The following is a 23,087-nucleotide window of genomic DNA, read 5'->3' on the forward strand; positions in this document are numbered from 1 at the left end:
GCTTCGGCGTCTCCCATGCGGGCGCCGGAGCCGCGCACCAGCATGTAGACCTCCCGGGGCATGGCCAACGCTTACAAGGAGCGTCGACGTGCACGACCTTATCCCTCGCGCCCTCCAATGGCTGCGCCTCCTCTTCGCCCCCGGTACCGGGAAACGGCACCGCCGCCCTCACCGTCCGCCCTTCCCCCACCTGCACCTCACCCTCGTACGCTGCCCCCTCACCGCCGAGCCCTCGAACCTCCCCCTCCACCGGTCGCCGTACGGCCTGGCCACCCTCCTCGACGGCACCGACTCAGCCCTGGTCCGCCCCTACCTCACCGCGCGCGAGCGCGAGGCCGCCCTCCAGCAGCGCCGGCGGCTCGCCCTCGTACTGGCCGCCGACTTCGGGATCGACCTCGACCAGCGCGTGATCGGCTCGCCGGAGGTGGCTGCGTAATGGAACAGGCGAACAGCCGCGCACACGCTCCGACCTCCCTCCGTCTCCTCCCCTGGCCCACCCCCGAGGGCAAGCCGTGCTACCTGGTCACGGACAACAGCGGCGGCTACCTCTCCCGCCTCGCCGACGACCTGGAGGCCACCCAGCTCGCCACCGGCACCGATGTCCTTGCCCACGCCCGCCAGGTGCTGGACGACCCGATGTCGCCGTACACCGAGGTCCGCTACGCCGGCATCCGTCTCGCCGAGTGCCTCAGCGATGCGCTGCGCGTCGCTGATTCCCGGGGTATGCGCATGATCGAAGCCAGTGACGAGGAGGGCGAAGGCACCCAGGGGGAGGCGCGACGGCCCGGAGGAAGCGAACTACGGTCGTAGCCAGGACAGGTCGACCGTCCTGAGTGCGCCTCCCGCCATCAGCGGACCAAGCCCTACACGCCTCAGGATCGAAAATCGCGGACGAGCCCGTCCTCCAGGTGTCCCCTCCCGACCGCCCTGGTCGCGTGCGCCGGCATGTCATCGGAACTTCAACGCCCCCCACGCCAAGCGGACGAACGTACCGCGCTCGTCGGCTGGCTGGACCTGCAGCGGCAGATCCTCCGTTGGAAGTGCGAAGGGCTGAGCGACGAGGACGCGCGCCGCCAGGTCATCCCGACCTCACCGGCCATGACGATGGCCGGTCTCATCTCCCACATGCGCTGGACCGAGCACATATGGCTGGAAGTGGTGTTCCTCGGCGGCGACAAGAAGCGGAACCCCGCATTCGACGAGTCAAGCAAGAACGGCGACTGGCACACCGATGGCCGCCCCCTTGCAGAGCTCCTCGCGGAGTACGAGGCCCAGTGCGCCCGCAGCAACGAGATCGTTGCCGCGGCTGACCTGGACGACGCCGGCCGCCACCCCGACTTCCACGACGGCAGCGCCAACCTCCGCTGGATACTGATCCACCTCGTCGAGGAGACAGGGCGACACGCGGGGCACGCGGACATCGTCCGGGAACTGCTCGACGGTACGAAGGGCTACTACTAGCGTAGCCCCGCGAAGCGGGCCCTTCCCTCATGAGCCAGGCCAACCCTCACGACCGATGCGGTAGAGGCCGTTACTGGCGATCTTCGCGTGACGCCGCACGGCGAACCCTCGTCTTCGCAGTTCAAGACGTCGGCCCAGCGGCATCACGCATCAGACCTCAGTACCTGACGGGCCCTCAGGACGCTCGACGGTCTTCCCGCGCGTGGCGGTTGCGACTTACGCGGTTCCGTCCTTGTAGACGGGGTGGTAGTCGGTCGAACCACTGACCTTGACGACCCACACGCGGACGGGAGTTCCTTCGGGGATGTTGCCGGTCGCATAGCCTGAGCAGTACGGGGAGTTGTTTCCGCGGGTACTCACCGTGCGGTCGATGTCCCCGTCGCGGCCGATGTCGAGGCGAACCTCGATGCCCCAGCCGTCCGCTGCAGTGTCACAGGCCGCGATCGCGTCCCCGGGCGCGTCGCCGTAGCCGATCGGGTCGGGGCCCGGATCGTAGTTCCAGACGCCGTACCCGCCGCCTTCATAGGCGCCGTAGGTCCACCCTCCAGCGGAGGCAGAGTTGGCCGTGACCAGCCCCAAAGCGAATGCGCTCAGGGTGATGCAAACGGCTCTGGTCCTGCTCAATCTCACGCGGTCCCCCTCCATCGTTGTCTGAACCCGGCCGCTTCTTCTTTCGAAGGCCCAGCGGGTTCCTGACTGGCCCGGCGAGCCTAATAGATGATGATCTTGCCCGCACAGGATTTTTCGGCTCGCTCAGCCTCACTTCTTCAGCGGTCGTGAGTGCGTGATCGCACTGCCGTTTCACCCTGTCCGTTCCGCACCCGAGGGCCTAGGCGGTCGACCGCTGACGAGACACGGGTGGCACACTCGCCGTGGCCGCCACGCCTCGAAGACAGCTCAATTGGCCGTGCAGTACAGCCACTCTCCGCATGTGAGTGATCGACTGCGCATCCGGTTCAGCGACGGTTCACAGCTCACGGTCCTCACCGAGGAACCTGTAGCAGGGTACGCATGTACGTGACGCCGTCGCCGACTGAGCACACGCGGACCAGTTGCGCTCTTCGAAGCGCCCCACAGACGCCCTTATGCGCCCCTTCGCAGGGCAGTTCGCGCTGGCGAAGCCAGGATAGCGTTGGAATCTCTTGACGAACTCTGACTCGCCGGGGAGTCCACTCTTGAGCCGCCATCGAACCCTGCCGCACGCCCGTTGCAGCACAGGACGGCTCGTGGGCGCGACGAGCGCCCGGCAGCCCGCCGCCGGCTCCGTACGCGGAGGAGGAACGGCGCATGGCTGACCGACTGGTCGTGGACGGCGGAGAACTCGCCCATTTCATGAAACTCCTCAACAAATCGAGCAGTTCACTGAAAGGCCTGCGCAAAGCTCTGAGTGACGCCATCGTCACGGGCCTGGGCACCGATGACCTGGACTCGGCCTGCCAGGACTTCCAGGACGACTGGAAGTACGGGACCGAGGAGATCGGCAAGCAGACCGAGGACCTCGCCAAGATCATCGGTGAGAGCAAGAAAAGCTACGAAGAGGTCGACCGGGCGCTGGAAGAGGCCTTGAAGAAGTCCAGGCACGGCGACGCGGGAGCGTCGAAGTGACGTACCCGCCGGACGTGGAACGGCCTCCGTACGACAACTCCTCGGCCGCTCGGGACGGCGACCTGCCCCAAGGTCTGAAATCCACTCCACCCATCCCGAACCCGAACTATCCACACCTGGGCTTCAACCCCACCCCCGGCGACACGGACACGGTCCACGACCTCTGCACGAAGCTCGGCAACTGCGCAAAGGTCCTGGAAGAGTCCCATGGACTCGTCACCAAGCTGATGGACGGCAGTTACTGGGAAGGCGACGCGGCCGTGGCCTTCCGGGAGCAAATCGAGGATGGCCCCCTCCCGCTCAATCTGAAGAACGCCGCGCACTCCATTCGCAAGGCCGCTCGCCAGCTGGACAGCTGGGAGGGCGAGCTCGAGGAGTTCCAGCGCCGCGCCAAGAAGCTCGAGCAGGAGGCCAAGGACGCGCAGGACGCCTTGGACACTGCGAAGGGGACCGCCGCGAAGGCGAAGAACGACCCCGGCCTGAAGGACAAGGGAAGCGAGCACGACAAGGCCCAGAAGAGCCTGACCCACGCCAGCACCGCGGTGGAAGCGGCCCAGTCCGAGCTCCACAAGATCGTCGGCCGCGCGAGGAAGCTCGCCGAGGAGCACGAGGAGAAGGCTCGGTACCGCGCCGGGAAGATCCGCGACGCCACACACAAGCTGGCGCCGCACGAGCCGGGCTGGCTCGATGAATTCAGCGACTGGTTCACCGAGAACCTGCCCGACATCCTGAGTTTCACCGCGGGCGTCATCGGTCTGGTGGCGCTGTTCGTGGCGACCGGCGGTGTGGCCGCGGCTGTGCTCTTGCTTGCGGCTGCCGCGTTGAGTGCGACGGCTCTCATCATGCGCGTGACCGACTCCGAGATTCTCGCCTCGTTAAAGGACGGCTTCACCAAAGGCGAGTTCGACTCCGACTTCTGGGGGAACGTCGTCAGCCTCGGCGGCGACGTGCTCGGAGCGATTCCAGGCGTGGGCGCAGTGGGTCTGGGCGCCCGTGGCGCAGTGAACGCTCTCCGAGCCGGCGAAGAGGTGGTCACCCTGGGGAAGGTGCTGACGACACTCGGCAGCAAAACGATGACTCAGGCGCAGGCGATCAGCAACCTCGGAAATCCCGCTTTGAACCTGGTCGTGCGTGGGGCCCGGGACTCGGCACGGGCCGGTGAGATCGTGGAGATCTCCTCCGCTTCGCTGGGTGTGGTGACCGCTGGCTACGGACTGGTGTCCAGCGCTGTGGACGAGCTGGACAACGACGGCGCCAAGGACAGTGGAACCGGAATCGACGGTGCGCGCACGATCCTGGACGGCGGCGCGCTGGTCGACCTCGCACGGCACGTGTTTTGAATCGAAGAACAAGAGAGTTCATATGAACCCCACAGAGCACCCCACAGCCTGGGAGCACCCTCCGACCATGCGTGCCTGGCGCAAGCAGCTGGTGGTGAACGTGGCCGCTCTCGTCGCCTGGATCGCGTCGTGGTTCGCCCTGCTGGCCGTTCTATCGGTGTTCCTGGGACCGGTGTACGCGATCGTCGTGGTGCCGTTCCTTATTTACAGCTTCTACCGGGCCTTCTTGCAGCTCTTCATCATTTCCGCCGTCTTTCGGATGCGGCGGGTCCTGCGGGTGTACCCGTGGCAGCTGTCCCACGACGTACGGCATGGCCTCAACGAGCGGACCGATGTGGTCGGCAGGCAGTTCGGCTGGTTCGAGTTCCCGAACCCTGCCCGGCCGGAGGAGTCGCTGGCTGTGGTGTTCGGCCGACACTGGGGGGTGGGCTGGTGGAGCCGCCGTATGGCCCCCCGTGCGGCAGCGGAGCTGAAGGCGCAGATCGGCGAGGTGTGGTTCGCCGGTGACCCCCGTTTCGTCGGGGTGCTCGCCGCGCCCGCGTCCAACGGGTCGGCGCCGCGTCGTCTCCGCTTCCTTCATCAGCAGACCGGGGCAGCCGGTGAATTTCGCGGCGTCGCCGACTGGGGAGCCACCGACGAGGACATCGAACGCGGCCGTCGCGCCGGGGTGGTACCCGTCCGTTCCTGAGCTCCCGACACCGGCGAAACCCTCGAAGAACGAATAGCGAATATGGACACGACTCCCCAGGTCATCATTGACGATTCGGCGAACGATCCGCACGCCGGTATCTGGTTCGCCGTGCCTGGCGGTTTCACCGAACTGCCCATCGATGCGCTCCTCGCCGCTCCCGCCTCCCCCGAGGCAGACCGTCTCCGTGAGGCACTGGCCCCTCTGGCCGAGGCCATCCCCGATGGCGTCACCAGGCAGCAGTTCATCGCTCAGCTGGCCTCGGGACAGCAGCTCCTGCGCGCCCTCCGGGAGGTGGGCACCGTCCACTGCGCCCTGGGCGTCCACCGCGACGACGTCACGGGTAGCGCCGGCGAGACTCTGCATTCCCTCTTCACGGTGTCGTGGCGGGACATCGCCTGGGCACCGCGGCCGGTGAGCGCGGCACGGGCGGTGGCGACGGCCGAGCAGCATGCGCACGTCGAGTACCTGGAGCTGCCCAGCGGGCCCGCGTCCATGGGTGAGACCGTGCGTACCCCGTCCCCCGACTTCGGCCTTCCACCGACCCCGCTGCTCCAGATCCACGCCCACCTTCCCCACCCGGACGGCAAACGCCTGGCGGTTCTCACCCTGAGCACCACGGCGGTCGAACGCCGCGCCCAATACCGGGCGATCCTCCACAACATCGCGGAACTCACCAGCTTCGAGTCGCCCTTGAGCGAGGGACAGAACAAGTCCACGCTGAATTCATAGCCGCTCACCCCGGCCAGCAGCACACCCGGGTCTGAGAGCCGAACTCACACAATCCACCGCAGCGATCCCGCGATCGACTCGCAGAGTCTGCGCATGGGTCCCGTCACCCCGCTGAGCGGCACCGCGAACGCGAGGGCGAGGTAGCCGAAGGCACCGGGCATCTGGACGTACAGGTCCATGGTCGTCGGGGTGAGGACCTGGACGGTCTCCCCGGCCGGGAGAAGGACGGTCGACATCTCCGCGGTGGAGGCAGCGTGTCGTTGCTCCGTTGCGAGCGACTCCTGGAGCTGTGCGGGAGTCAGTCCCCCGGGGCGAGGAATCAGGGAGACGATCAGCGAAGCGGGCAGGATTCCGCCGCCTTCGAGCTCCGGCCTCAGGAAAAACTCCAGCGCGCCGGTCCGCACCCCGGCCTCGGCGGTGTTGCGCAGAGTCGCCCAGGTCTCCTGCTTGAGCTCGGCCGGAACGTTCTTGCCCTCTGCCTGGTGGTCCACGAACTTCTTCAGCTGGGCGCGCCAGCGGTCCTGGGTGAGATCGATACGGAACCAGTCCCGGGGAACCAGGAGCCGGTAGTCCTTGGGCGGCACCGTGATGTCGGACTCTGTGCTCATCCGGGCATCACCATCGGCTTGCCCGACTCGTTGAACAGCCGGACGCTCTTCACGACGCCGGCGAACATCGCCGAGAAGACGTCCCATGCCTGGGGTGTCGGTGTACCCATCTCAAGGACCAGTGCCGTCCCGTTGCTCAGCGGTATCTGGACCTGAATGAAGGAGGTCACCACCGGCTCGTCGGCCCCGGACGCGGTGAGGCTGCCGGGCATGCTGCCCTTCCGGGTTCCGATGCAGGAGACAGCCGGTCCGCAGGGCAGCGTGATCTCGCTGACCTGTCCCATGTCGAGGTGACGCATCGTCGAGCCCAGGAACCCCACGGGACGGAGGCCTGCTCTCTCGTCCAGATCGATCATGCTGACGGTGACCGTCGCCGTACACCGCTCCCCGTTCACCTCCGTCATGACGAAGCCGGAGTACTGGATCCCGGCCTCCACGAAGGAGTCGTAGTGCGCGGCGACCATGACCGCCCACTCCAGTTGCACCTCGAAGGTGGCTTCCGGCATCACGGCACGGGCCAGCTCGACCAGTTGCTCAGCGGTCTCGTCCAAGCTCCCCGCGTCCATGGGGATCTCGAAGAACCCCTCCGGCATGATCCAGCGGACGTCGATGCCAGGACCACCGATCGAGCCCTGGACATTCTCCTCAGCCGCTACGGCGCTCACGACAGGCCTTTCCCCTCACTGGCTTCTGCTTCATCCGCTTCGGGGTGGAACCTGGCCGCGAACGGATACGGACCGTAGTGCGGGTAGCGCGCGGGCACGTCCGCCCCCTCCCTGCGCGCGAGATGCGCCAGCTCGCGGTAGCTCCGGGCCCGGGCGCGCAGATTCTGTCGCACGGGGTCTCCCCAGTGGGCCACAGCGGTGCGTACGTACACGGCGAGCAGGATCAGTACGACCGCGGCGGCGACGGACGCGTAGGCGATACGTGCGGTACCCGACTCCCAGTACTGGACCACTCCGCCCCAGTACACGGCCGCGCCGAAACCGACGATCGCGAGAGGTGCTCCGATCTTGAGTCCGGCACTGAACATCGCGACCTCGTCGCGGTGCCGAAGCCGGAGCATGCGAAGGACCGCCCGGTCGTCCAGGAAGTCGAAGCGCAGTTCCCCACCCGACCGCTCGGCGAACGCCCTGGTGGCCGGGGTGGCCGCGATCACCCCACCGGGGACGAGCCGCACGGGATCCGTGCCCCTGCGGCCGACGAACTCCCATTCGCCGAGGTCACTCACGTCACTCACTCCGATCGCCTCCTACGCGGCCAGGGCGGCATGGAAGGGCTTCGGCGACGGCTGGGGCGACGGGGCCGGAGTCGGGGCAGGGGTCGGCTGGGCCGTTTCCGGTTCCTGGTAGCCCGTGGTTCCGCCGTTCTCGCCGCTGAACATCCGGTGCAGCGCGCTCACCAGGCCGTTGCCCTTGATGACTCCGGTGATCTGCTTTCCCCCGATGGGCGCGAACCTCTCCGGCAGACCCGCGATGTTGAGTCGCTGTCCGAGTTTGAGGCCCTGGGCGAGGACCTTGTTCGTCAAGCTCACACTCATCCCGTTGAGGAAGTTGTGTCCGACGCCGTCAAGTCCGCGGAGGCCGGCCTCACCCCAGGTACCGACCTTGCCGAAGGCCTTGAGCTTGGCCAGGCCCTCAAGCTTGCTCACGGCTTTGAAGCCCTTGAGGGCGCCGAGCCCGGGCAGGACTCCGAGAAAGTCCGTCCCCAGCTTCAGCCAGTCGACCTTCGCTCCGCGCACCGACATGTCGTAGGCGTGTCCGGCCAGAGCCGCCGCGCTGGAGAGCACCGCAAGGGTGGCGAAGACGGGTACCAGGAATTGCAACGGGGGGATGAACGCGCAGACAACGGCCAGAACAGACAGGATCGCGGAGATGTTCGAAAACATGTCCGCCCAGTCGGCAAGCCAGTTCATGAACCCGCCTGGGTCGCGCACCGCGTCGTGATGAACCACGTCCCTGATATGGCGGGCCGCTCGGTCGCCGGCATCGTCGAAGATGTCCCGGGCGTCCTTGACTTCCTTGCGCGCCTGCCCGATGCGGTGCAGCGCCTCGTCCCGCTTCCGCTTCCAGCGCTCGTACTCGGGCTTGTCCGCCTCTGGTATCTCGCTGACGAGGCACTTGTCCGTGAACTTCTTCACTTCGCGCTCGGCCAGGTCGTGGTCGGACTTGGCCTCACGGTAATCCGCCAAGGCCTTGTCAGCCTTCTTCTGGGCTCGGTGCAACTCTCCGGCGAACTCACTCGATTCGCCCTCGGCCACCTTGGTACCCACGGCCTTGGCCGCCTCGTCGTAGCGCTCGAACGCCTTCTTGAGCCGGTCCCCCGCGCCGTCCGCGATCTCGTTGAAAGCACGGCCGGCGTCGCTGTCCCAGCCCTCGACCGAGGACAACGCTCTGATGACGCGAGCCTGTTCGTCGATCATGTCCGCCATCTGCCGCAACTTCCGCCCGAGGGCGGCGACTTCGTCAGGATCACCCGGAGTGGGATCCCCGTCCCACAGCGGCGGCCAATCGCTGGAGCGCCTGCTCATTTCTTGCCCCTCCCCGTGTTCTCGGCAATTGCCTTGGCCAACTCGTGGTCGACCTCTTCATACTTCTGGGCCGCAGCTCCGGTATAGTCGGCCAGCTTCTTGAGTTCCTTCGAAAGCGTCTTACGCGTCTTCTTCCAAGTGGTACTGAACTCGTCGAAAGCGTCCTTCAGGCCGTCGTGCCCCAGTTCGTCCTCATAGCCGTCCGCAGGATTCCCGTGCTGATCAAACTCGTTGTGGAGTTTGCCCAGCTTGCGCGAGCACCCCTTGATCATGTCGAGGTCGTACCTGATTCTGTCCGCCATTGAAAAAATCCCCCATCATGGACATGAGACACTGCCGCGAGACTTCCTTCGGCAAACGACTTGGAAGGTAGGACGGGCTTTGTCCACGAGCACCGACCGCACGGTTCGGGACCGGCTCCGCGTCACACCCGACGCAGCAGCCTGGTGCACGATCGGCGGGATTCCCGAACCACCCGCAGACGTCCTCGCGGCAGCCGGATCGAGGCCCTTGCGCCCCGCCTTCATGAGGCCACTCGGCATGCTCGGTGTCGCTCTCGGGACGCCCCTGCTGTGGATAGGAAAGCTGCTGAGCCTCGTCGGCCGCGCCGAGGAGGCCGTCAAACGCGCGCTGTCGACCACCGGGGAACAGGAGCGTCACCGTGCCGCCCGACTCGACAAGAAGCGGCGGGACGAGGCTGTCGTCGAACTCGGCCTGGACAGGACGTTCGACGGCGACTGGAACAAGGCGGCCGGTCGCCTCCTCCTGCAGTGGTACAGCCATTCCTCCCACCATCAACGCCTGGTCGCACTTGCCGGGAACAGGATCCTGCTGGCAGCTCCGCCCAAGCGTGTGTCCGTCCGGCGGGACGCCCTCATGCAGGTCGTCACCGAGATCCCGATCAGCGAAGCCGTCCTGGCCGACCCACTCCCCGAGTTCGAGAACAACAGACTGCTCCTGCAGTTCAAGGACGGCTCATGGCTCACGCTGAAAACCGAGGAACGGGGCAGCGAGCTGCACACGTACCTGGCACGCCGACAACAACCGGGCGAGGCCCGGGCCACCGAAGCCTGACAGCCCGGTGCGACGGAGCAGATCGCACGCTCCGTCGCACCCAGGCGTTCGCCGGCCTCGGACTTTACTAACCCTTGGCCTGCTTCGCCAGCTGGTCGTCCAGCTGCTCGTACGCTTCCTTCGCCTTCTTCAGGAAGTCCGAGAGGCCGTGCAGGCCCTGGATCGTCTTCGTCGCGCCCTTGGTGAAGTCCTTCATGGAGTCGTCGTACGCTCCCGAGGCCTTCTGGGTGGTGAAGCCGTTCTCCACCAGGGCGCTGACCCGCTTCTCCACGTTCTTGATCTTGTCCTCAAGCTCGTGCATGTCCTTGATCAGGTCGCCCGCGACCTTCTCCATCTCGGCATAAGTGAGATCCGTGTCTTTGCCGGCCATGACGGCCCCCTCCCGTTCGTGTGGCCGCAGGGCCTTCCCCCGTGGCACCGTTCGCGCGGATCGCGGCCATGGCTCGGCCGTCCGCACGAGCAAAGATCCTACGGGTGGGGGACGGGTGGCCGCAGGGGCCTTGTGCGAGGGAATCGTGAACCGGCGCACTCCCGTTGCACCCGGGAAAGCCCCTCCGGCTAGGGTCCGGCTAAGGTCACTGCGGATGTGCCGGGCCTGCGAGGGGGAGACAACGTGCGCCTGAGTCTGACGGTCGTCGATCCGGTTGGCGGCGCCACCGCCGACGTCGTGCTCGACGCGGATCCCGAGTCGACGGTCGGTGACGTCGCCAGGGAACTGGCCCGGCAGGTCGGCTCCGGATTCCCGGCCGCCGACAGGGGCGGCGCCCAGGTCATCCCCATCGGCGCGCACCGCGGGCAGGCCGCCCCCTTCCAGGTGTCGGGCCCGCACGCCTACGTCGACGGGTACGCCCTCGACCCGGCCGCCACCGTCGTCGGCTCGCCGCTGCGCGACGGTGTCGTCGTCTCCCTGCACGATCCCGCCGGCTGCCTGATGGGAGAGCCCACCGGTGTCGTGGAGTTCCGGGTCGCGGGCGGCCCGGCCGCGGGTGCCGTGCACCGGCTCGGCGTCGGGCGGTACGACATCGGCACCGGGCCCGCCTCGCACCTGCGCGTGGAGGACCCCGAACTGCCGGCCCGCGCCGCCACCCTCTCCATCGCCATCGACGGCACCTGCAAACTCCAGGTGCACGCCGCGGACGCCCGGCTGGACGGGGAGGAGTTCAAGAGCGACGGCGACTGGCCGCTCGGCTCCCAACTCGCGCTCGGCAACAGCCTGTTCGAGATCACCTCGTACGCGCCCCCGAACGCCGCCCTCAAGTGGTCCGACGACGGCGCCGGTCTCGACTACAACCGGCCCCCGCGGCTGCGTCCCGCCGACCGGCAGACGCACTTCGCGCTGCCGAACCCGCCCGGCGACTACGAGGCCCGGCCGCTGCCCTGGCTGATGGCGCTGCTGCCGCTCGTCGGGGCGGTCGTCTCCGTCCTCATGTTCGGGCGCTGGTACTACCTGATCATGGCGCTGATGAGTCCGCTCATGCTCTTCGGCAACTACTTCATGGACAAGAAGCACGGCAGGAAGTCCCACGCCAAGCAGCTCAAGGAGTACAAGGAGCACAAGGCGCGGATCGAGGAGGAGGCGCAGGAGGCCCTCGTCGCCGAGCGGTCGGAGCGGCGCGGTGCGGTGCCGGACCCCGCCGCCGTGCTGACGTACGGCACCGGGCCGCGGACCCGGCTGTGGGAGCGGCGCCGTACCGACGCCGACCACCTGCTGATCCGCTTCGGCACCGGACGCGTCCCCTCCGAGGTGGAGCTCGACGACCCGGAGCAGGACGAGCACAAGCGCAAGGTCCGCTGGTACATCGAGGACGCCCCGGTCGGCCTGTCGCTGCGCGACCTCGGGGTGATCGGTGTCGCCGGGCCCGGTGACTCCGCGCACGCGCTGGGGCGTTGGGCCGTCGCCCAGACCGCCGTCCTGCACAGCCCCATGGACGTGCAGTTCTACGTCCTCACCGACCACGACGCCGGCACCCGCTGGGACTGGGTGCGCTGGCTGCCGCACTCCCGCCCCGGCAGCGGCCAGGACGTCAACGTGCTCATCGGCACCGACTCCGAGACCGTCGGCGCCCGCGTCGGCGAGCTCACCCAGCTCCTCGACGGCCGGCAGAAGGCCCTCAAGCAGGGCGGGCGGAACAAGGCGGACGGCCCGGCGTTCTCCGACCCGGACATCGTCGTCGTATGGGACGGGTCGCGGCGGCTGCGGTCCCTGCCCGGTGTCGTACGGCTGTTGCGGGAGGGGCCGGGGGTGGCCATCCACTCCCTCTGCCTCGACGAGGAGGAGCGGTTCCTGCCCGGAGAGTGCCAGGGCGTCGTCGTCGCCGAGCCGGTGGCGGGCGCGGACGCGGCCGTGGCGGCCGTACCGCAGCAGGCCGTCGGTGGCTTCCCCTCCTTCCAGGCCTGGCATCCGCAGGCCGGCACCGGCGAGGAACAGGCTCCGCAGGAGCTGGAGTTGCGACTGCGCGTCGAGCAGAGCGGGGCGCTGCGCAAGCGGAACGTACGGCCCGACTTCGTCTCCGCCGCCTGGTGCGCCCGGCTCGCCCGCTCGCTCTCCCCGCTGCGGGACATCAGCGGCGAGAGCGAGGACTCGGCGCTGCCCGCCGCCAGCCGGCTGCTCGACGTGCTCCAGCTGGAGCCGCCCACGCGGGACGCGATCGCCGCCCGGTGGCGGATGGGCGGGCAGTCGACCATGGCCGTCATCGGGGAGTCGTACGACGGTCCCTTCGGCATCGACCTGCGGCGCGACGGTCCGCACGGGCTCATCGCGGGTACCACCGGTTCCGGCAAGTCCGAGCTGCTGCAGACCATCGTGGCCGCGCTCGCCGTCGCCAACACCCCCGAGAACATGACCTTCGTCCTCGTCGACTACAAGGGCGGCTCGGCGTTCAAGGACTGTGTGAAGCTGCCGCACACGGTGGGCATGGTCACCGACCTCGACGCCCACCTGGTGGAACGCGCCCTGGAGTCGCTGGGCGCCGAGCTGAAGCGGCGCGAGCACATCCTCGCCGCCGCCGACGCCAAGGACATCGAGGACTACCAGGACCTGGTCAGGAGGGACCCGTCGCACCCGCCGGTGCCCCGCCTGCTCATCGTCATCGACGAGTTCGCGTCCATGGTGCGCGATCTGCCCGACTTCGTCACGGGTCTGGTCAACATCGCCCAGCGAGGGCGGTCCCTCGGGATCCACCTCCTCCTCGCCACCCAGCGGCCCTCCGGCGTCGTCTCCCCCGAGATCCGCGCCAACACCAACCTCCGCATCGCGCTGCGGGTGACCGACGCCGGTGAGTCGACCGACGTCATCGACGCGCCCGACGCCGGGCACATCGCGAAGAGCACGCCGGGCCGGGCGTACGTCCGGCTGGGGCACGCCTCGCTGGTGCCGTTCCAGTCGGGGCGGGTCGGTGGCCGGCGGCCGGGTGCCGCCGATCCGGCCACTCTCGCCCCGTGGGCCGGGGCGCTGTCCTGGCAGGACCTCGGGCGGGCGGCGCTGCGCAAGCCCAGGTCGGAGGCGAAGGAGGACGACGAGATCACCGACCTGAAGGTGCTCGTCGACGCCGTGCGCGAGGCCAACACCGCGCTCGCCATCCCGGCGCAGCACTCCCCGTGGCTGCCCGCCCTCGACGACACCCTCCTGCTGGACGACGTGCCGGCCGTCCGGGCGCAGGGGGCGCTGCCCGCGGCCCCGTACGGTGTCGAGGACCTGCCCGCCGACCAGGCACGCCGTGCGGTCGCCGTGGACTTCGCGACCTTCGGGCACCTCATCGTGGCCGGTGCCCCGCGCACCGGGCGTTCGCAGGTGCTGCGGACCATCGCCGGTTCGCTGGCCCGCACCAACTCCTGCGCCGACGTCCACCTCTACGGCATCGACTGCGGCAACGGCGCGCTGAACGCGCTGACCCGGCTGCCGCACTGCGGTGCGGTCGTCGGCCGCAACCAGACCGAGCGCGTCCAGCGGCTCATGGCCCGCCTGTCCGGGGAGCTGACCCGACGTCAGGAGCTGCTGGCCGAGCGCGGGTTCGCGGACGTCGGTGAGCAGCGTGCGGCCGTGCCGGAGGCGGAGCGGCTGCCGCACATCGTGCTGCTGCTCGACCGCTGGGAGGGCTGGCTGCCGACCCTGGGCGAGCTGAACCACGGTGACCTCACCGACCAGATCATGGTGATGATGCGGGAGGGCGCGAGCGTCGGCATCCATCTCGTCCTCACCGGTGACCGGCAGATCCTGGCCGGGCGGATCTCCTCCCTCACCGAGGACAAGTACGGGCTGCGGCTCGCCGACCGTGCCGACTTCTCCATGCTGGACATCAACTCCCGCAAGGTGCCCGAGGAGATCCCGCCGGGCCGTGCGTTCCGCAGTGAGACGGCCGCGGAGACGCAGTTCGCGCTGCTCTCCGCGGACACCACCGGGCAGGGGCAGGCCGCCGCGATCGTCGCGATCGCCGAGACGGCCGAGGCCAGGGACGCGCAGGTGCCGCGTTCGCGGCGGCCGTTCCGGGTGGACGTGCTGCCCGGCCGGATCTCCTTCGAGGAGGCCTGGGCGATGCGGGATCCGGCTACGGCGGCCGCTCCGCTGTGGGCGCTGGTGGGCGTCGGCGGTGACGAACTGACCGCCTTCGGACCCGACCTGGCCCAGGGCGTGCCGGCGTTCGTGATCGGCGGGCCGGCCAAGTCGGGCCGGTCGACGGCCCTGTTGGGCTTCGCCCGCTCCTACCTCGCCAACGGCGTACGGATCGTGATCGCCGCGCCCCGGCAGTCCCCGTTGCGTGAACTCGAGGGCCGGGAGGGGGTGCTGAAGGTCTTCACCGGGCGGGACGTCGACGAGGACGAGCTGGAGGAGCTCGTGAACACCGCCACCCCGGCCGATCCGGTCGTCGTCCTCGTGGACGACGCGGAGGTGCTGGACGACTGCGATGCCGAGGACGTCTTCAAGCGGATCGTGGAGCGGGGTGCCGAGGAGGGCCTGGCGGTCGTCATCGCGGGTGACGAGGACGAGATCTGCGACGGCTTCTCCGGCTGGCAGGTCGACGCCAAGAAGGCCCGCAGGGGCATCCTGCTCTCCCCGCAGGAGTCCGGCTCCGGCGAGCTGATCGGCATCCGGACGACCCGCGCCATGGTCGGCGGCCCGATCCAGCCCGGCAAGGGCATGCTGCACCTGGGCACCGGCGAACACGTCACGGTCACGACACCGCAGTAGGACGGGAACGGGGGTCACCCCGCCGTCTTCGACATCACGGATACCGGGTTGCCCTCTGTCGTGCTGTTCGAGGTGTAGACGAGGGTGTCGTCGCTCGGGGTCAGGTAGACGGTGTTCGTGGCGGGGTCGCAGCCGTCGTGATTGCCCTTGGCGCCCGTCGAGGAGGCGACGAGCCTCGTCTTCGTCACCGCCTTCAGGGTGAGGACGTCCGTGCAGACCCCGCCCAGCTGGTCGGTCTGGCGCAGCCGCCCCAGCTCCGCGCCGACGGCCGCCTGTCCGACGGTGACCCGGAAGGTGCCGATGGGCAGGTTGCCGTCCAGCGCGGTGGCCGTGCCCTCCCAGGTACCGAGGTACGACGCCGGGATCGCGCCCCCGGACGGCGCGGCGCCACCCGAGGAGACAGGGGTGGGGGCCGTCCGGCCCGACCCCGCGCTGTAGCCGTCGTCGCCGTGGAGCCAGGGTCGTACCAGGAAGCCCAGTCCGACCGTCGCCACGGCCAGCGCCCCGGCCACGGCCAGCGCCACCGTGCAGCTGACCCGGCGTCCTCGCCCGCCCTCCCCGGGTACGGCGGTCGCCGCGACGCTCACCGACACCTTTCCGGGCGACGGGTCCACAGCGGCCGCGGCGGCCACAGGGGCCATGGGAGCCCCGGCTTCAGGGGGCGGTTTCGGTGGCGGTGGGCCGAACTCCCCCACCGAGGGACTGCTGAACCCCACCGGCCCCGACCCGGGCACCGCCGCCTCGCCCCCCGCCGCCGTGTCCCCACCCGCGTCGAGGTTCAGCACCTGTACGGCGCTCCGGCTCACCCGCTCCACCAGCGCCCCCGGCAGCCACCCACCGGTCACCAGCCGCGCGGCCCCCTGGGGAGCCAGCCGCCGGGCGAGCTCCGAAGGCCCCGGCCGCTCCCCCGCCTCCTTGGCCAGGCACGCCTCGGCCAGCGCCCGCAACTCACCGCTCAGCGAGCCGAGTTCCGGCTGCTCGTGGACGACCTTGTAGAGCAGCGCGGCCGACGAGTCGCCACGGAAGGGCGGCTCCCCGTTCGCCGCGTACGCGAGCACCGCGCCCAGCGAGAACACGTCGGCGGCGCCCGTGACGCCTCTGCCGAGGATCTGTTCGGGAGACATGTATCCCGGTGAGCCGATCGACACCCCCGTGGACGTCAGGGACGCGGTGCCGTCGGTCGCCCGGGCGATGCCGAAGTCGATGAGCAGCGGCCCGTCCAGGGTGAGCAGCACGTTGGACGGTTTCACGTCCCGGTGCACCAGGCCCAGTGCGTGGACGGCCGCCAGCGCTTCGGCGAGCCCCGCGCCGAGTGCCCGTACCGTGTGCGCGGGCAGCGGGCCGATGTCGGTGACGGCGGCCGTCAGGGACGGTCCGGCCGCGTAGGCGGTGGCGACCCAGGGCACCGGCGCGTCCGGGTCGGCGTCCAGGACGGGGGCCGTCCAGGCGCCGCCGACCCGCCGGGCGGCGGCCACCTCGCGGCGGAACCGGGCCCGGAACTCCTCGTCCGGCGCGAAGTGCGGGTGCACGATCTTCACCGCGACCGTCCGGCCGCCCGCCGACCGGCCCAGGTAGACCCGGCCCATGCCGCCGGAGCCGAGCCGGCCGAGCAGCCGGTAGGGCCCCACGGCCGTCGGTTCGTCACCCGCGAGCGGCTGCATGCGCCCCCACCCCCCTGAGAGAGTCCGGACCCCCCGGAGTCCACGCAGCAGCCTATGGCCTGTCAGGGTTCCAGCAGAGCGACCTTCACGTCCGCCGGGAACCCGGTCGTCGGGCCCACCCGGCGGGCGAACTCGGTGACCGCCGCGAGCTGCGGCGCGCCGAAGCTGAAGTCGAGGGTGGTGAAGTACTGGGCGAGGGTCGCCTCGTCGAAGGCCTCCCAGCGGGCGGCCTGTTCGGCGACCTTGGCGACCTCCTCCAGGGAGAGGTTGCGGGAGTCGAGGAAGGCGGTGTGCACGTCACGGGTGATGCCCGGCTCGCGCTCCAGGTAGTCGCGGCGTGCCGCCCAGACCGCGAAGACGAACGGCAGCCCCGTCCACTCCTTCCACAGCGCGCCGAGGTCGTGGACCTCCAGGCCGTAGCGCGGGCCGTCCAGCAGGTTGGCGCGCAGGGCCGCGTCGCCGATCAGCACCGCCGCCTCCGCCTCCTGCATCATCAGGCTGAGGTCGGGCGGGCAGGTGTAGTAGTCGGGCTGGACGCCGTAGCGCTCGGCGAGCAGCAGCTGGGCCAGCCGGACCGAGGTGCGCGAGGTGGAGCCGAGGGCGACCCGGCGGCCGTCCAGCTGGTCCAGCGGAACCTGCGAGACGATCACGCAGGACATCACGGGGCCGTCGCAGCCGACGGCGATGTCCGGGAAGGCGACCAGGTCGTCGGCGTTGCGCAGGAACTCGACGAGGGTGATGGGGCCGATGTCGAGGTCGCCGCGCACCAGTCGCTCGCTGAGCTTCTCCGGGGTGTCCTTCGTGAGCTCGAAGTCGAGGAGGGTGCCGGTTCTCGCGAGCCCCCAGTACAGGGGCAGGCAGTTCAGGAACTGGATGTGTCCGACGCGCGGCCGGGTGCGAGAATTGTCCACATCGCGAGACTAGACCCCATGAGGTACGGTGCTGAGACCGCCCCCGCCGTCAAGGCCCCCTGGCATCATTCAAACGTCCGAGTGACGTGATCTTGGCCTCTGTTGCATTCGGCTGCCCACATGCTAGGCTCGCCGCAAGTTGCAGTTTGGTTTCCCTTGCAGTACAGAGCCTGCGGAGCATGTAACCGCGGGCTCTCGTCGTTTTCAGACATATGCAGTTGTGCGGCACTTAGTTTGTTTTCACACTTGCAGGTTCTGGAGCAGGGCGACCCTTTTGAGCCCAAGGAGGGCTTATGGCTACCGGAACCGTGAAGTGGTTCAACGCCGAAAAGGGCTTTGGCTTCATCGCCCAGGAAGGCGGCGGCCCCGACGTCTTCGTCCACTACTCCGCGATCAACGCCAGCGGGTTCCGCTCCCTCGAGGAGAACCAGCAGGTGAGCTTCGACGTCACGCAGGGCCCGAAGGGTCCGCAGGCGGAGAACGTCACCCCCGTCTGATCCCAGACAAACCAAGTCTGATCGCAGCCTGAGTGCAGTACCCAAGGAGCCCCGCGCCATCCGGCGACGGGGCTCCTGCCTTTTCCCGGCGGGAAGCGGGGAAGCGCGGAAGACCGCCGAGAGGCGCCGGACGCGCGCCCTGTATTCAATTCCGTGCCTCCCTGCGGCTTCCCTGTGGTTTCCCCGTGTCTTCTTGACGTCCACCTGGGGTCTTCTCGGCTCCTTCTCGGCGCATTCTCGGCGTTTCCGCCGGAATGCGCCGGAACCGGCGGACCCCTCACCCGGCCAGGCGCTCGCGCAGCAGTGTCCGCATGGAGACGGGTTCGCGGCCGAGCAGGTCCGCGAGGGCGGGGCCGGCGGTCGCGAACTCGTGCTCGCGGGCCGCGGTGAAGATGCCCAGGAGGTGTCCGGCCGTCTCCGCGGGGACCCCGTCGCCGAGCAGGTGGCGGAGGAACTCGTCGTCGGGGACGGTGGTCCTGGTCGCCCCGGCCAGTTCGGCGAGGTCGGCGAAGGTGAGCGCCTCCGAGCCGGTCAGCGGGGGCGTCGGCCCCTCGAAGCGGCCCTCGTCGGCCAGCACGACGGCGGCCGCCTCCGCCAGGTCGTCGTGGGCCGTCCAGCAGACCGGGCCGTCGGCGGGCAGGGCGACCTGCCCGGACGCCAGGCCCTGGGCCAGGAAGTCGAGCCCGCTGGTGGCATGGAAGCCGTTGCGCAGGGAGGTCCAGGACAGGCCCGAGTCGGCCAGGTCCCGCTCCGTGGCCGCGTGGTCACGGCAGGCCTGGAAGCGGGAGGCGGGGCTCGCGCCCATCTGGGCGGTGTAGACGACCCGGCGGGCGCCGGCCGCGGCCGCGGCCTCGATGGCGGTGCGGTGCTGTCGTACGGTCTCGTCACCCATCCGGTCGACGGAGACGAGCAGGATCTGGGACGCGCCCTCGAAGGCGTGCGCGAGTCCGGCCGGCTCGGTGAAGCTGCCCTGGCGCACCCGCACCCCCCGGTCGGCGAGGGCCCGCGCCTTCTTCGGGTCACGGACGCTGACGCCGACCCGGTCGGCCGGCATCCGGTCCAGCAGGCGCGCCACGATCCGGCTGCCGAGCTGCCCGGTCGCTCCGGTCACGATGATCACGATGTCCTCCAGGTATCAACGGAAACAGATTGAGAGTAACATCGTTACTATCGATGGAAGCGAGAAATCGATATCGTTGATAAATGCCCTCGGAACCACGTGACCCGGACACCCGCCGACGCGTCGTCGACGCCGCCATCGCCCTGCTGGAGCGCGACGGGCGGGACGCCGTCACCACGCGCGCGGTGGCCGTCGCCGCAGGACTCCAGCCCCCGGCCATCTACCGGCTGTTCGGCGACAAGGAGGGGCTGCTGGAGGCGGTGGCCGAGCACGGCTTCGCCGCCTTCCTCGCGAGCAAGAGAGTCGTCCCCGACCCCGAGGACCCGATCCAGGACCTGCGGGACAGCTGGGACCTGGCGGTCCGGTTCGGCCTGGAGAACCCCGCGCTGTACTCCCTGATGTACGGCGACGTCGCCCGCAGCGACTCGCCCGCGTTCCGGACCGGTCTCGAGATCCTCCGGAGCCGGGTCCGGCGGCTCGCCGTCGGCGGTCTGCTGCGCGTCGGCGAGGCGCTCGCGGCGAACGTCATCCACGCCACGGCCCGCGGGGCGGTCCTCACCTGGCTGTCCATGCCGGAGGCGGACCGCGACCCGGCGCTGCTGACCACGCTCCGGGAGGCGATGGTCACGGCGATCACCACGGAGGAACCGGCGGTGCGTGCCGCGGGGCCCGCGGGGGCGGCACGGGCGCTGCGGGCCGGGCTTCCCGAGCAGACGGTGCTCAGTGGGGCGGAGCGGGAGTTGCTGCGGGAGTGGCTGGATCGGCTGGCCGAGGAGGGGTGAGCGAGGCGGCCGACGGTACTTCGGGTGCGGCGCCGCAGGGGCGCTACCTCACGTACAGGCTCTCGATCTCCGTTGCGAAGTCCTTCATGATCGTGTCCCGGCGGAGCTTCATCGACGGGGTCAGGTGGCCCGCCTCCTCGGTGAAGTCGACGGGGAGCATGGTGAAGCGGCGGATGGACTCGGGGCGGGAGACGAGTTTGTTCGCCTCGTCGACGGCCCGTTGCAGGATGGCGCACAACTCGACGTCGTCCAGGAGAAGTTCCGGCGGCACCGGGTGCTTGCCGTTCATCTGCCGCCAGTGGGTGAGGCCGTCCCGGTCCAGGGTGATCAGCGCGCTGACGTAGGGCAGGCCGTCGCCGACCAGCATCACCTGGGAGATCAGGGGGTGCGAGCGCAGCCAGTTCTCCAGCGGGGCGGGGGCCACCGACTTGCCGCCGGCGGTGATGAGCATCTCCTTCTTGCGGCCGGTGATGGTGAGGTAGCCCTCGTCGTCGAGTTCGCCGATGTCACCGGTGGCCAGCCAGCCGTCCCGGGTGGCGGGGACGACCCCGCCGGCCGCCGGGTCCCAGTAGCCGCGCAGGACGTGGTCGCCCGCGATCAGGATCTCGCCGTCGGCGGCGATGCGGACCTTGGTGCCGGGCATCGGCCAGCCGACCGTGCCCAGCCGGGGTTTGAGCGGCGGGGTGCAGGTGGCGGCGGCGGTGGTCTCGGTCAGGCCGTAGCCCTCGTAGATCTCGATGCCCGCGCCGGCGTAGAACGCGGCGAGGCGGCGGCCCAGCGGTGAGCCGCCGCAGATGATGTGGCGGACCCGGCCGCCCATGGCGGTGCGGATACGGCGGTAGACGAGCGGGTCGTAGAAGGCGCGGGCGGTCTTCAGGGCGCGGCCGGGGCCGCTGCCGGTGCCGGTCTGTCTGGCCTCCAGGGCCTCGCCGTAGCGCTGGGCGACGCCGGTGGCGCGGTCGAAGACGGTGACCCGGCCGCCCGCCTCCGCCTTCGCCCGGGCGGTGTTGAAGACCTTCTCCAACATGTACGGGATGGTGAGGAGGCAGGTCGGCCTGAAGGCGGCGAGGTCCGGGAGCAGGTCATCGGCCTTGAGGCTGGGGGCGTGGCCGAGGCGGACCCGGGCGCGGATGCAGGCGATCGCCACCATCCGGCCGAAGACGTGGGACATGGGGAGGAAGAGGAGGACGGAGACCTCCTCGTCGTTGCGCGCCTTGAAGATCGGATAGAGGAGTTCGATCGCGTTGTCGACCTCGGCGAAGAAGTTGCCGTGCGACAGGGCGCAGCCCTTGGGGCGGCCGGTGGTGCCCGAGGTGTAGATGAGGGTGGCGAGGGTGTCGGGGCCGAGCATGCCCCGCCGGACGCCGACCTCGGCGTCGTGGACGTGTCCGCCCGCCTCCGCGAGCCGGTCCACGTGTCCCTTGTCCATCACCCACAGGTGCCGCAGGTCGGGCAGCCGGTCGAGTTCCGGACCGAGTGCGGCGGCCTGCGCGCTCGTCTCGGTGACCAGGGCGACCGCTCCGGAGTCGTGCAGGATCCAGCGGGTCTGGAAGACGGAGGAGGTCGGGTAGATCGGGACGGTGACCAGGCCGGCCGCCCAGGCGCCGAAGTCGAGCAGGGTCCACTCGTACGTCGTCCGGGCCATGACCGCGATCCGGTCGCCCGGCATCAGGCCCTCCGCGATCAGCCCCTTCGCCACCGCCAGCACCTGTTCGGCGAACCGGGCCGCCGTCACGTTCTCCCAGCGCCCGTCCTCCGGGGCGGACTTGCGGCTGAGCACCACCGCGTCCGGCTCCCGTTCGGCGTTCTCGAACGGCAGGTCGGCGAGCGAGCCGTGCCGTATCGGCGGGGCGAACGGCGGTACGTACGCCTCCCGCACGGCCCCGTCCAGCCGCTGGACGTGGGGCTCGACCAGGATCGGCTTCCCGTCGTAGTCCGTGGCGTTGATCGTGACACCGGAGGAGACCGGGGCGGCGTTCTGGAAGGAGGAAGTGGACACGGGGCGGCTCCTCGGGCGTGCAGCGGTGAACTGCTTGCTGCATCACGTACGTGCCTCGTGCGGCGAGGCGTTCACCGGGGCCGGACCTCCGAAAAGGGTTACCGGCGGTTAGACGCAGAGCGTACGGCTCCGCTGTGGCGGCGTTGTGAGGTTTCGGGGATGGTACGGGGCCAAGCCTGTGCAATCCCGGAGGTAACGTGAGGGTCTCTCACATCAGCCCCTCACCGACCGGGTCAGGGCCGCTCCAGAACGGCCGTCACCCCCTGACCGCCCGCGGCGCAGACGGAGATCAGACCGCGCCCAGGAGCCTCCCGCTCGGCAAGGGACTTGGCAAGGGTCGCGACGATCCGGGCGCCGGTGGCGGCGAACGGGTGCCCGGTGGCCAGCGACGAGCCGTTGACGTTCAGCCGGTCCCGGTCGACGGCCGGCAGTCCCCGTTTCTCCCAGGCGGCGAGGGTGGCCAGCACCTGGGAGGCGAACGCCTCGTGGATCTCGATCAGGTCGAAGTCCGCCGCGAGGTCGAGGCCCGCCCGCTCCAGCATGCGCGGCACCGCGTACGCCGGCGCCATCAGCAGCCCGTCCTCGCCGCCCGCGACGTCGCCGTGCACGAAGTCGACGGCGGCGGTCTCGTAGGCCGTCAGGTACGCGAGAGGGCGCAGGCCGCGCTCGGCCGCCCAGTCGTCGGAGGCCAGCAGTACGAGCGCGGCACCGTCGGTGAGCGGGGTCGAGTTGCCGGCCGTCATCGTCGGGTCGGGGTCCGCGGTGCCGAACACCGGCTTGAGGCGGGCGAGTTTCTCCACGGTGGAGTCCGGGCGCAGGTTCTGGTCCCGTTCCAGGCCGACGCCGAGCCCGGCACACCTGTCCCGGTGCACGTCCAGCGCTCCCCGCACTTCC

22 protein-coding genes and 1 pseudogene are annotated in these 23,087 nt (G+C 69.6%); 11 read left to right on the top strand and 12 right to left on the bottom strand.

Going from position 1 to position 23,087, the window contains the following annotated elements; genetic code table 11:
- The first annotated feature begins 88 nt into the window (after window positions 1–88).
- The 3 genes from ABZ646_RS14775 (at window position 89) to ABZ646_RS14785 (ending at window position 1,461) form a co-directional block, all read left to right on the top strand.
- Window positions 89–436 (top strand): hypothetical protein, encoded by a 348-nt coding sequence (locus ABZ646_RS14775; protein ID WP_360517884.1) that lies wholly within the window; start codon window positions 89–91, stop codon window positions 434–436.
- Window positions 436–810 (top strand): hypothetical protein, encoded by a 375-nt coding sequence (locus ABZ646_RS14780; protein WP_360517887.1) that lies wholly within the window; start codon window positions 436–438, stop codon window positions 808–810. The genes ABZ646_RS14775 and ABZ646_RS14780 overlap by 1 nt, the downstream gene beginning before the upstream one ends.
- Window positions 811–945: 135 nt before the next feature.
- Window positions 946–1,461, top strand: a complete 516-nt coding sequence (locus tag ABZ646_RS14785; RefSeq protein WP_360517890.1) for a DinB family protein — start codon at window positions 946–948, stop codon at window positions 1,459–1,461.
- Between the two features lie 216 nt (window positions 1,462–1,677).
- Here the strand turns inward: ABZ646_RS14785 and ABZ646_RS14790 are convergent, their stop codons facing one another.
- On the bottom strand, window positions 1,678–2,034 hold the full coding sequence (locus ABZ646_RS14790) for a hypothetical protein (RefSeq protein ID WP_360517937.1): 357 nt from the start codon (window positions 2,032–2,034) through the stop codon (window positions 1,678–1,680).
- Between the two features lie 714 nt (window positions 2,035–2,748).
- On the opposite strand from ABZ646_RS14790, the gene ABZ646_RS14795 reads away from it, so the two are divergent.
- The 4 genes from ABZ646_RS14795 to ABZ646_RS14810 all read left to right on the top strand — a co-directional run bounded on the left by ABZ646_RS14795 (window position 2,749) and on the right by ABZ646_RS14810 (window position 5,826).
- Complete coding sequence (locus tag ABZ646_RS14795) at window positions 2,749–3,066, top strand: hypothetical protein (RefSeq protein ID WP_360517893.1); 318 nt, start codon at window positions 2,749–2,751, stop codon at window positions 3,064–3,066.
- On the top strand, window positions 3,063–4,406 hold the full coding sequence (locus tag ABZ646_RS14800) for a putative T7SS-secreted protein (RefSeq protein WP_360517896.1): 1,344 nt from the start codon (window positions 3,063–3,065) through the stop codon (window positions 4,404–4,406). The genes ABZ646_RS14795 and ABZ646_RS14800 overlap by 4 nt, the downstream gene beginning before the upstream one ends.
- Window positions 4,407–4,473: 67 nt before the next feature.
- Entirely contained in the window at window positions 4,474–5,094 is a 621-nt protein-coding gene (locus ABZ646_RS14805; RefSeq protein ID WP_360517899.1) for a hypothetical protein, read from the top strand.
- A 42-nt stretch (window positions 5,095–5,136) separates the two neighbouring features.
- Entirely contained in the window at window positions 5,137–5,826 is a 690-nt protein-coding gene (locus tag ABZ646_RS14810; protein ID WP_360517902.1) for a hypothetical protein, read from the top strand.
- Window positions 5,827–5,870: 44 nt separating this feature from the next.
- Here the strand turns inward: ABZ646_RS14810 and ABZ646_RS14815 are convergent, their stop codons facing one another.
- The 5 genes from ABZ646_RS14815 to ABZ646_RS14835 are packed head-to-tail and all read right to left on the bottom strand — an operon-like array spanning window position 5,871 to window position 9,266.
- The gene (locus tag ABZ646_RS14815) at window positions 5,871–6,434 is read right to left on the bottom strand and encodes a hypothetical protein (protein WP_360517905.1); all 564 of its coding nucleotides are present in this window, start codon (window positions 6,432–6,434) and stop codon (window positions 5,871–5,873) included.
- On the bottom strand, window positions 6,431–7,099 hold the full coding sequence (locus tag ABZ646_RS14820; RefSeq protein WP_360517908.1) for a hypothetical protein: 669 nt from the start codon (window positions 7,097–7,099) through the stop codon (window positions 6,431–6,433). The genes ABZ646_RS14815 and ABZ646_RS14820 overlap by 4 nt, the downstream gene beginning before the upstream one ends.
- Window positions 7,096–7,674: a hypothetical protein gene (locus ABZ646_RS14825; RefSeq protein ID WP_360517911.1), complete on the bottom strand. Its 579-nt coding sequence runs from the start codon at window positions 7,672–7,674 to the stop codon at window positions 7,096–7,098. The genes ABZ646_RS14820 and ABZ646_RS14825 overlap by 4 nt, the downstream gene beginning before the upstream one ends.
- Window positions 7,675–7,686: 12 nt before the next feature.
- Window positions 7,687–8,964, bottom strand: coding sequence for a putative T7SS-secreted protein (locus tag ABZ646_RS14830; RefSeq protein WP_360517914.1), 1,278 nt, complete (start codon window positions 8,962–8,964; stop codon window positions 7,687–7,689).
- Window positions 8,961–9,266: a hypothetical protein gene (locus tag ABZ646_RS14835; RefSeq protein ID WP_360517917.1), complete on the bottom strand. Its 306-nt coding sequence runs from the start codon at window positions 9,264–9,266 to the stop codon at window positions 8,961–8,963. The genes ABZ646_RS14830 and ABZ646_RS14835 overlap by 4 nt, the downstream gene beginning before the upstream one ends.
- A gap of 238 nt (window positions 9,267–9,504) precedes the next feature.
- On the opposite strand from ABZ646_RS14835, the gene ABZ646_RS14840 reads away from it, so the two are divergent.
- The gene (locus tag ABZ646_RS14840; RefSeq protein WP_360517919.1) at window positions 9,505–10,038 is read left to right on the top strand and encodes a hypothetical protein; all 534 of its coding nucleotides are present in this window, start codon (window positions 9,505–9,507) and stop codon (window positions 10,036–10,038) included.
- 67 nt (window positions 10,039–10,105) lie between these two features.
- Here the strand turns inward: ABZ646_RS14840 and ABZ646_RS14845 are convergent, their stop codons facing one another.
- Entirely contained in the window at window positions 10,106–10,408 is a 303-nt protein-coding gene (locus ABZ646_RS14845; protein ID WP_132890319.1) for a WXG100 family type VII secretion target, read from the bottom strand.
- A gap of 243 nt (window positions 10,409–10,651) precedes the next feature.
- Here ABZ646_RS14845 and ABZ646_RS14850 point away from each other — a divergent pair, with 243 nt between their 5' ends.
- On the top strand, window positions 10,652–15,223 hold the full coding sequence (locus tag ABZ646_RS14850) for an FtsK/SpoIIIE domain-containing protein (protein WP_360517922.1): 4,572 nt from the start codon (window positions 10,652–10,654) through the stop codon (window positions 15,221–15,223).
- A gap of 14 nt (window positions 15,224–15,237) precedes the next feature.
- Here the strand turns inward: ABZ646_RS14850 and ABZ646_RS14855 are convergent, their stop codons facing one another.
- Together ABZ646_RS14855 and ABZ646_RS14860 are read right to left on the bottom strand one after the other, a co-directional pair.
- Window positions 15,238–16,884 (bottom strand): serine/threonine-protein kinase, encoded by a 1,647-nt coding sequence (locus tag ABZ646_RS14855; protein WP_360517925.1) that lies wholly within the window; start codon window positions 16,882–16,884, stop codon window positions 15,238–15,240.
- 62 nt (window positions 16,885–16,946) lie between these two features.
- Complete coding sequence (locus ABZ646_RS14860; RefSeq protein WP_360517928.1) at window positions 16,947–17,795, bottom strand: menaquinone biosynthesis protein; 849 nt, start codon at window positions 17,793–17,795, stop codon at window positions 16,947–16,949.
- Window positions 17,796–18,088: 293 nt separating this feature from the next.
- On the opposite strand from ABZ646_RS14860, the gene ABZ646_RS14865 reads away from it, so the two are divergent.
- Window positions 18,089–18,292, top strand: coding sequence for a cold-shock protein (locus tag ABZ646_RS14865; RefSeq protein WP_003992177.1), 204 nt, complete (start codon window positions 18,089–18,091; stop codon window positions 18,290–18,292).
- A gap of 277 nt (window positions 18,293–18,569) precedes the next feature.
- Here ABZ646_RS14865 and ABZ646_RS14870 read toward each other — a convergent pair whose 3' ends face one another.
- Entirely contained in the window at window positions 18,570–19,412 is an 843-nt protein-coding gene (locus ABZ646_RS14870) for an NAD(P)H-binding protein (protein ID WP_360517931.1), read from the bottom strand.
- Between the two features lie 83 nt (window positions 19,413–19,495).
- On the opposite strand from ABZ646_RS14870, the gene ABZ646_RS14875 reads away from it, so the two are divergent.
- Complete coding sequence (locus ABZ646_RS14875) at window positions 19,496–20,194, top strand: TetR/AcrR family transcriptional regulator (protein WP_360517934.1); 699 nt, start codon at window positions 19,496–19,498, stop codon at window positions 20,192–20,194.
- A 43-nt stretch (window positions 20,195–20,237) separates the two neighbouring features.
- Here ABZ646_RS14875 and ABZ646_RS14880 read toward each other — a convergent pair whose 3' ends face one another.
- Window positions 20,238–22,142, bottom strand: coding sequence for an AMP-dependent synthetase/ligase (locus tag ABZ646_RS14880; protein ID WP_360517940.1), 1,905 nt, complete (start codon window positions 22,140–22,142; stop codon window positions 20,238–20,240).
- Between the two features lie 284 nt (window positions 22,143–22,426).
- Window positions 22,427–23,087, bottom strand: a pseudogene (locus tag ABZ646_RS14885) (acetyl-CoA C-acyltransferase); the annotation flags it as partial.

The organism is Streptomyces sp. NPDC007162 (assembly GCF_040634175.1).
Classification (GTDB): Bacteria; Actinomycetota; Actinomycetes; order Streptomycetales; family Streptomycetaceae; genus Streptomyces.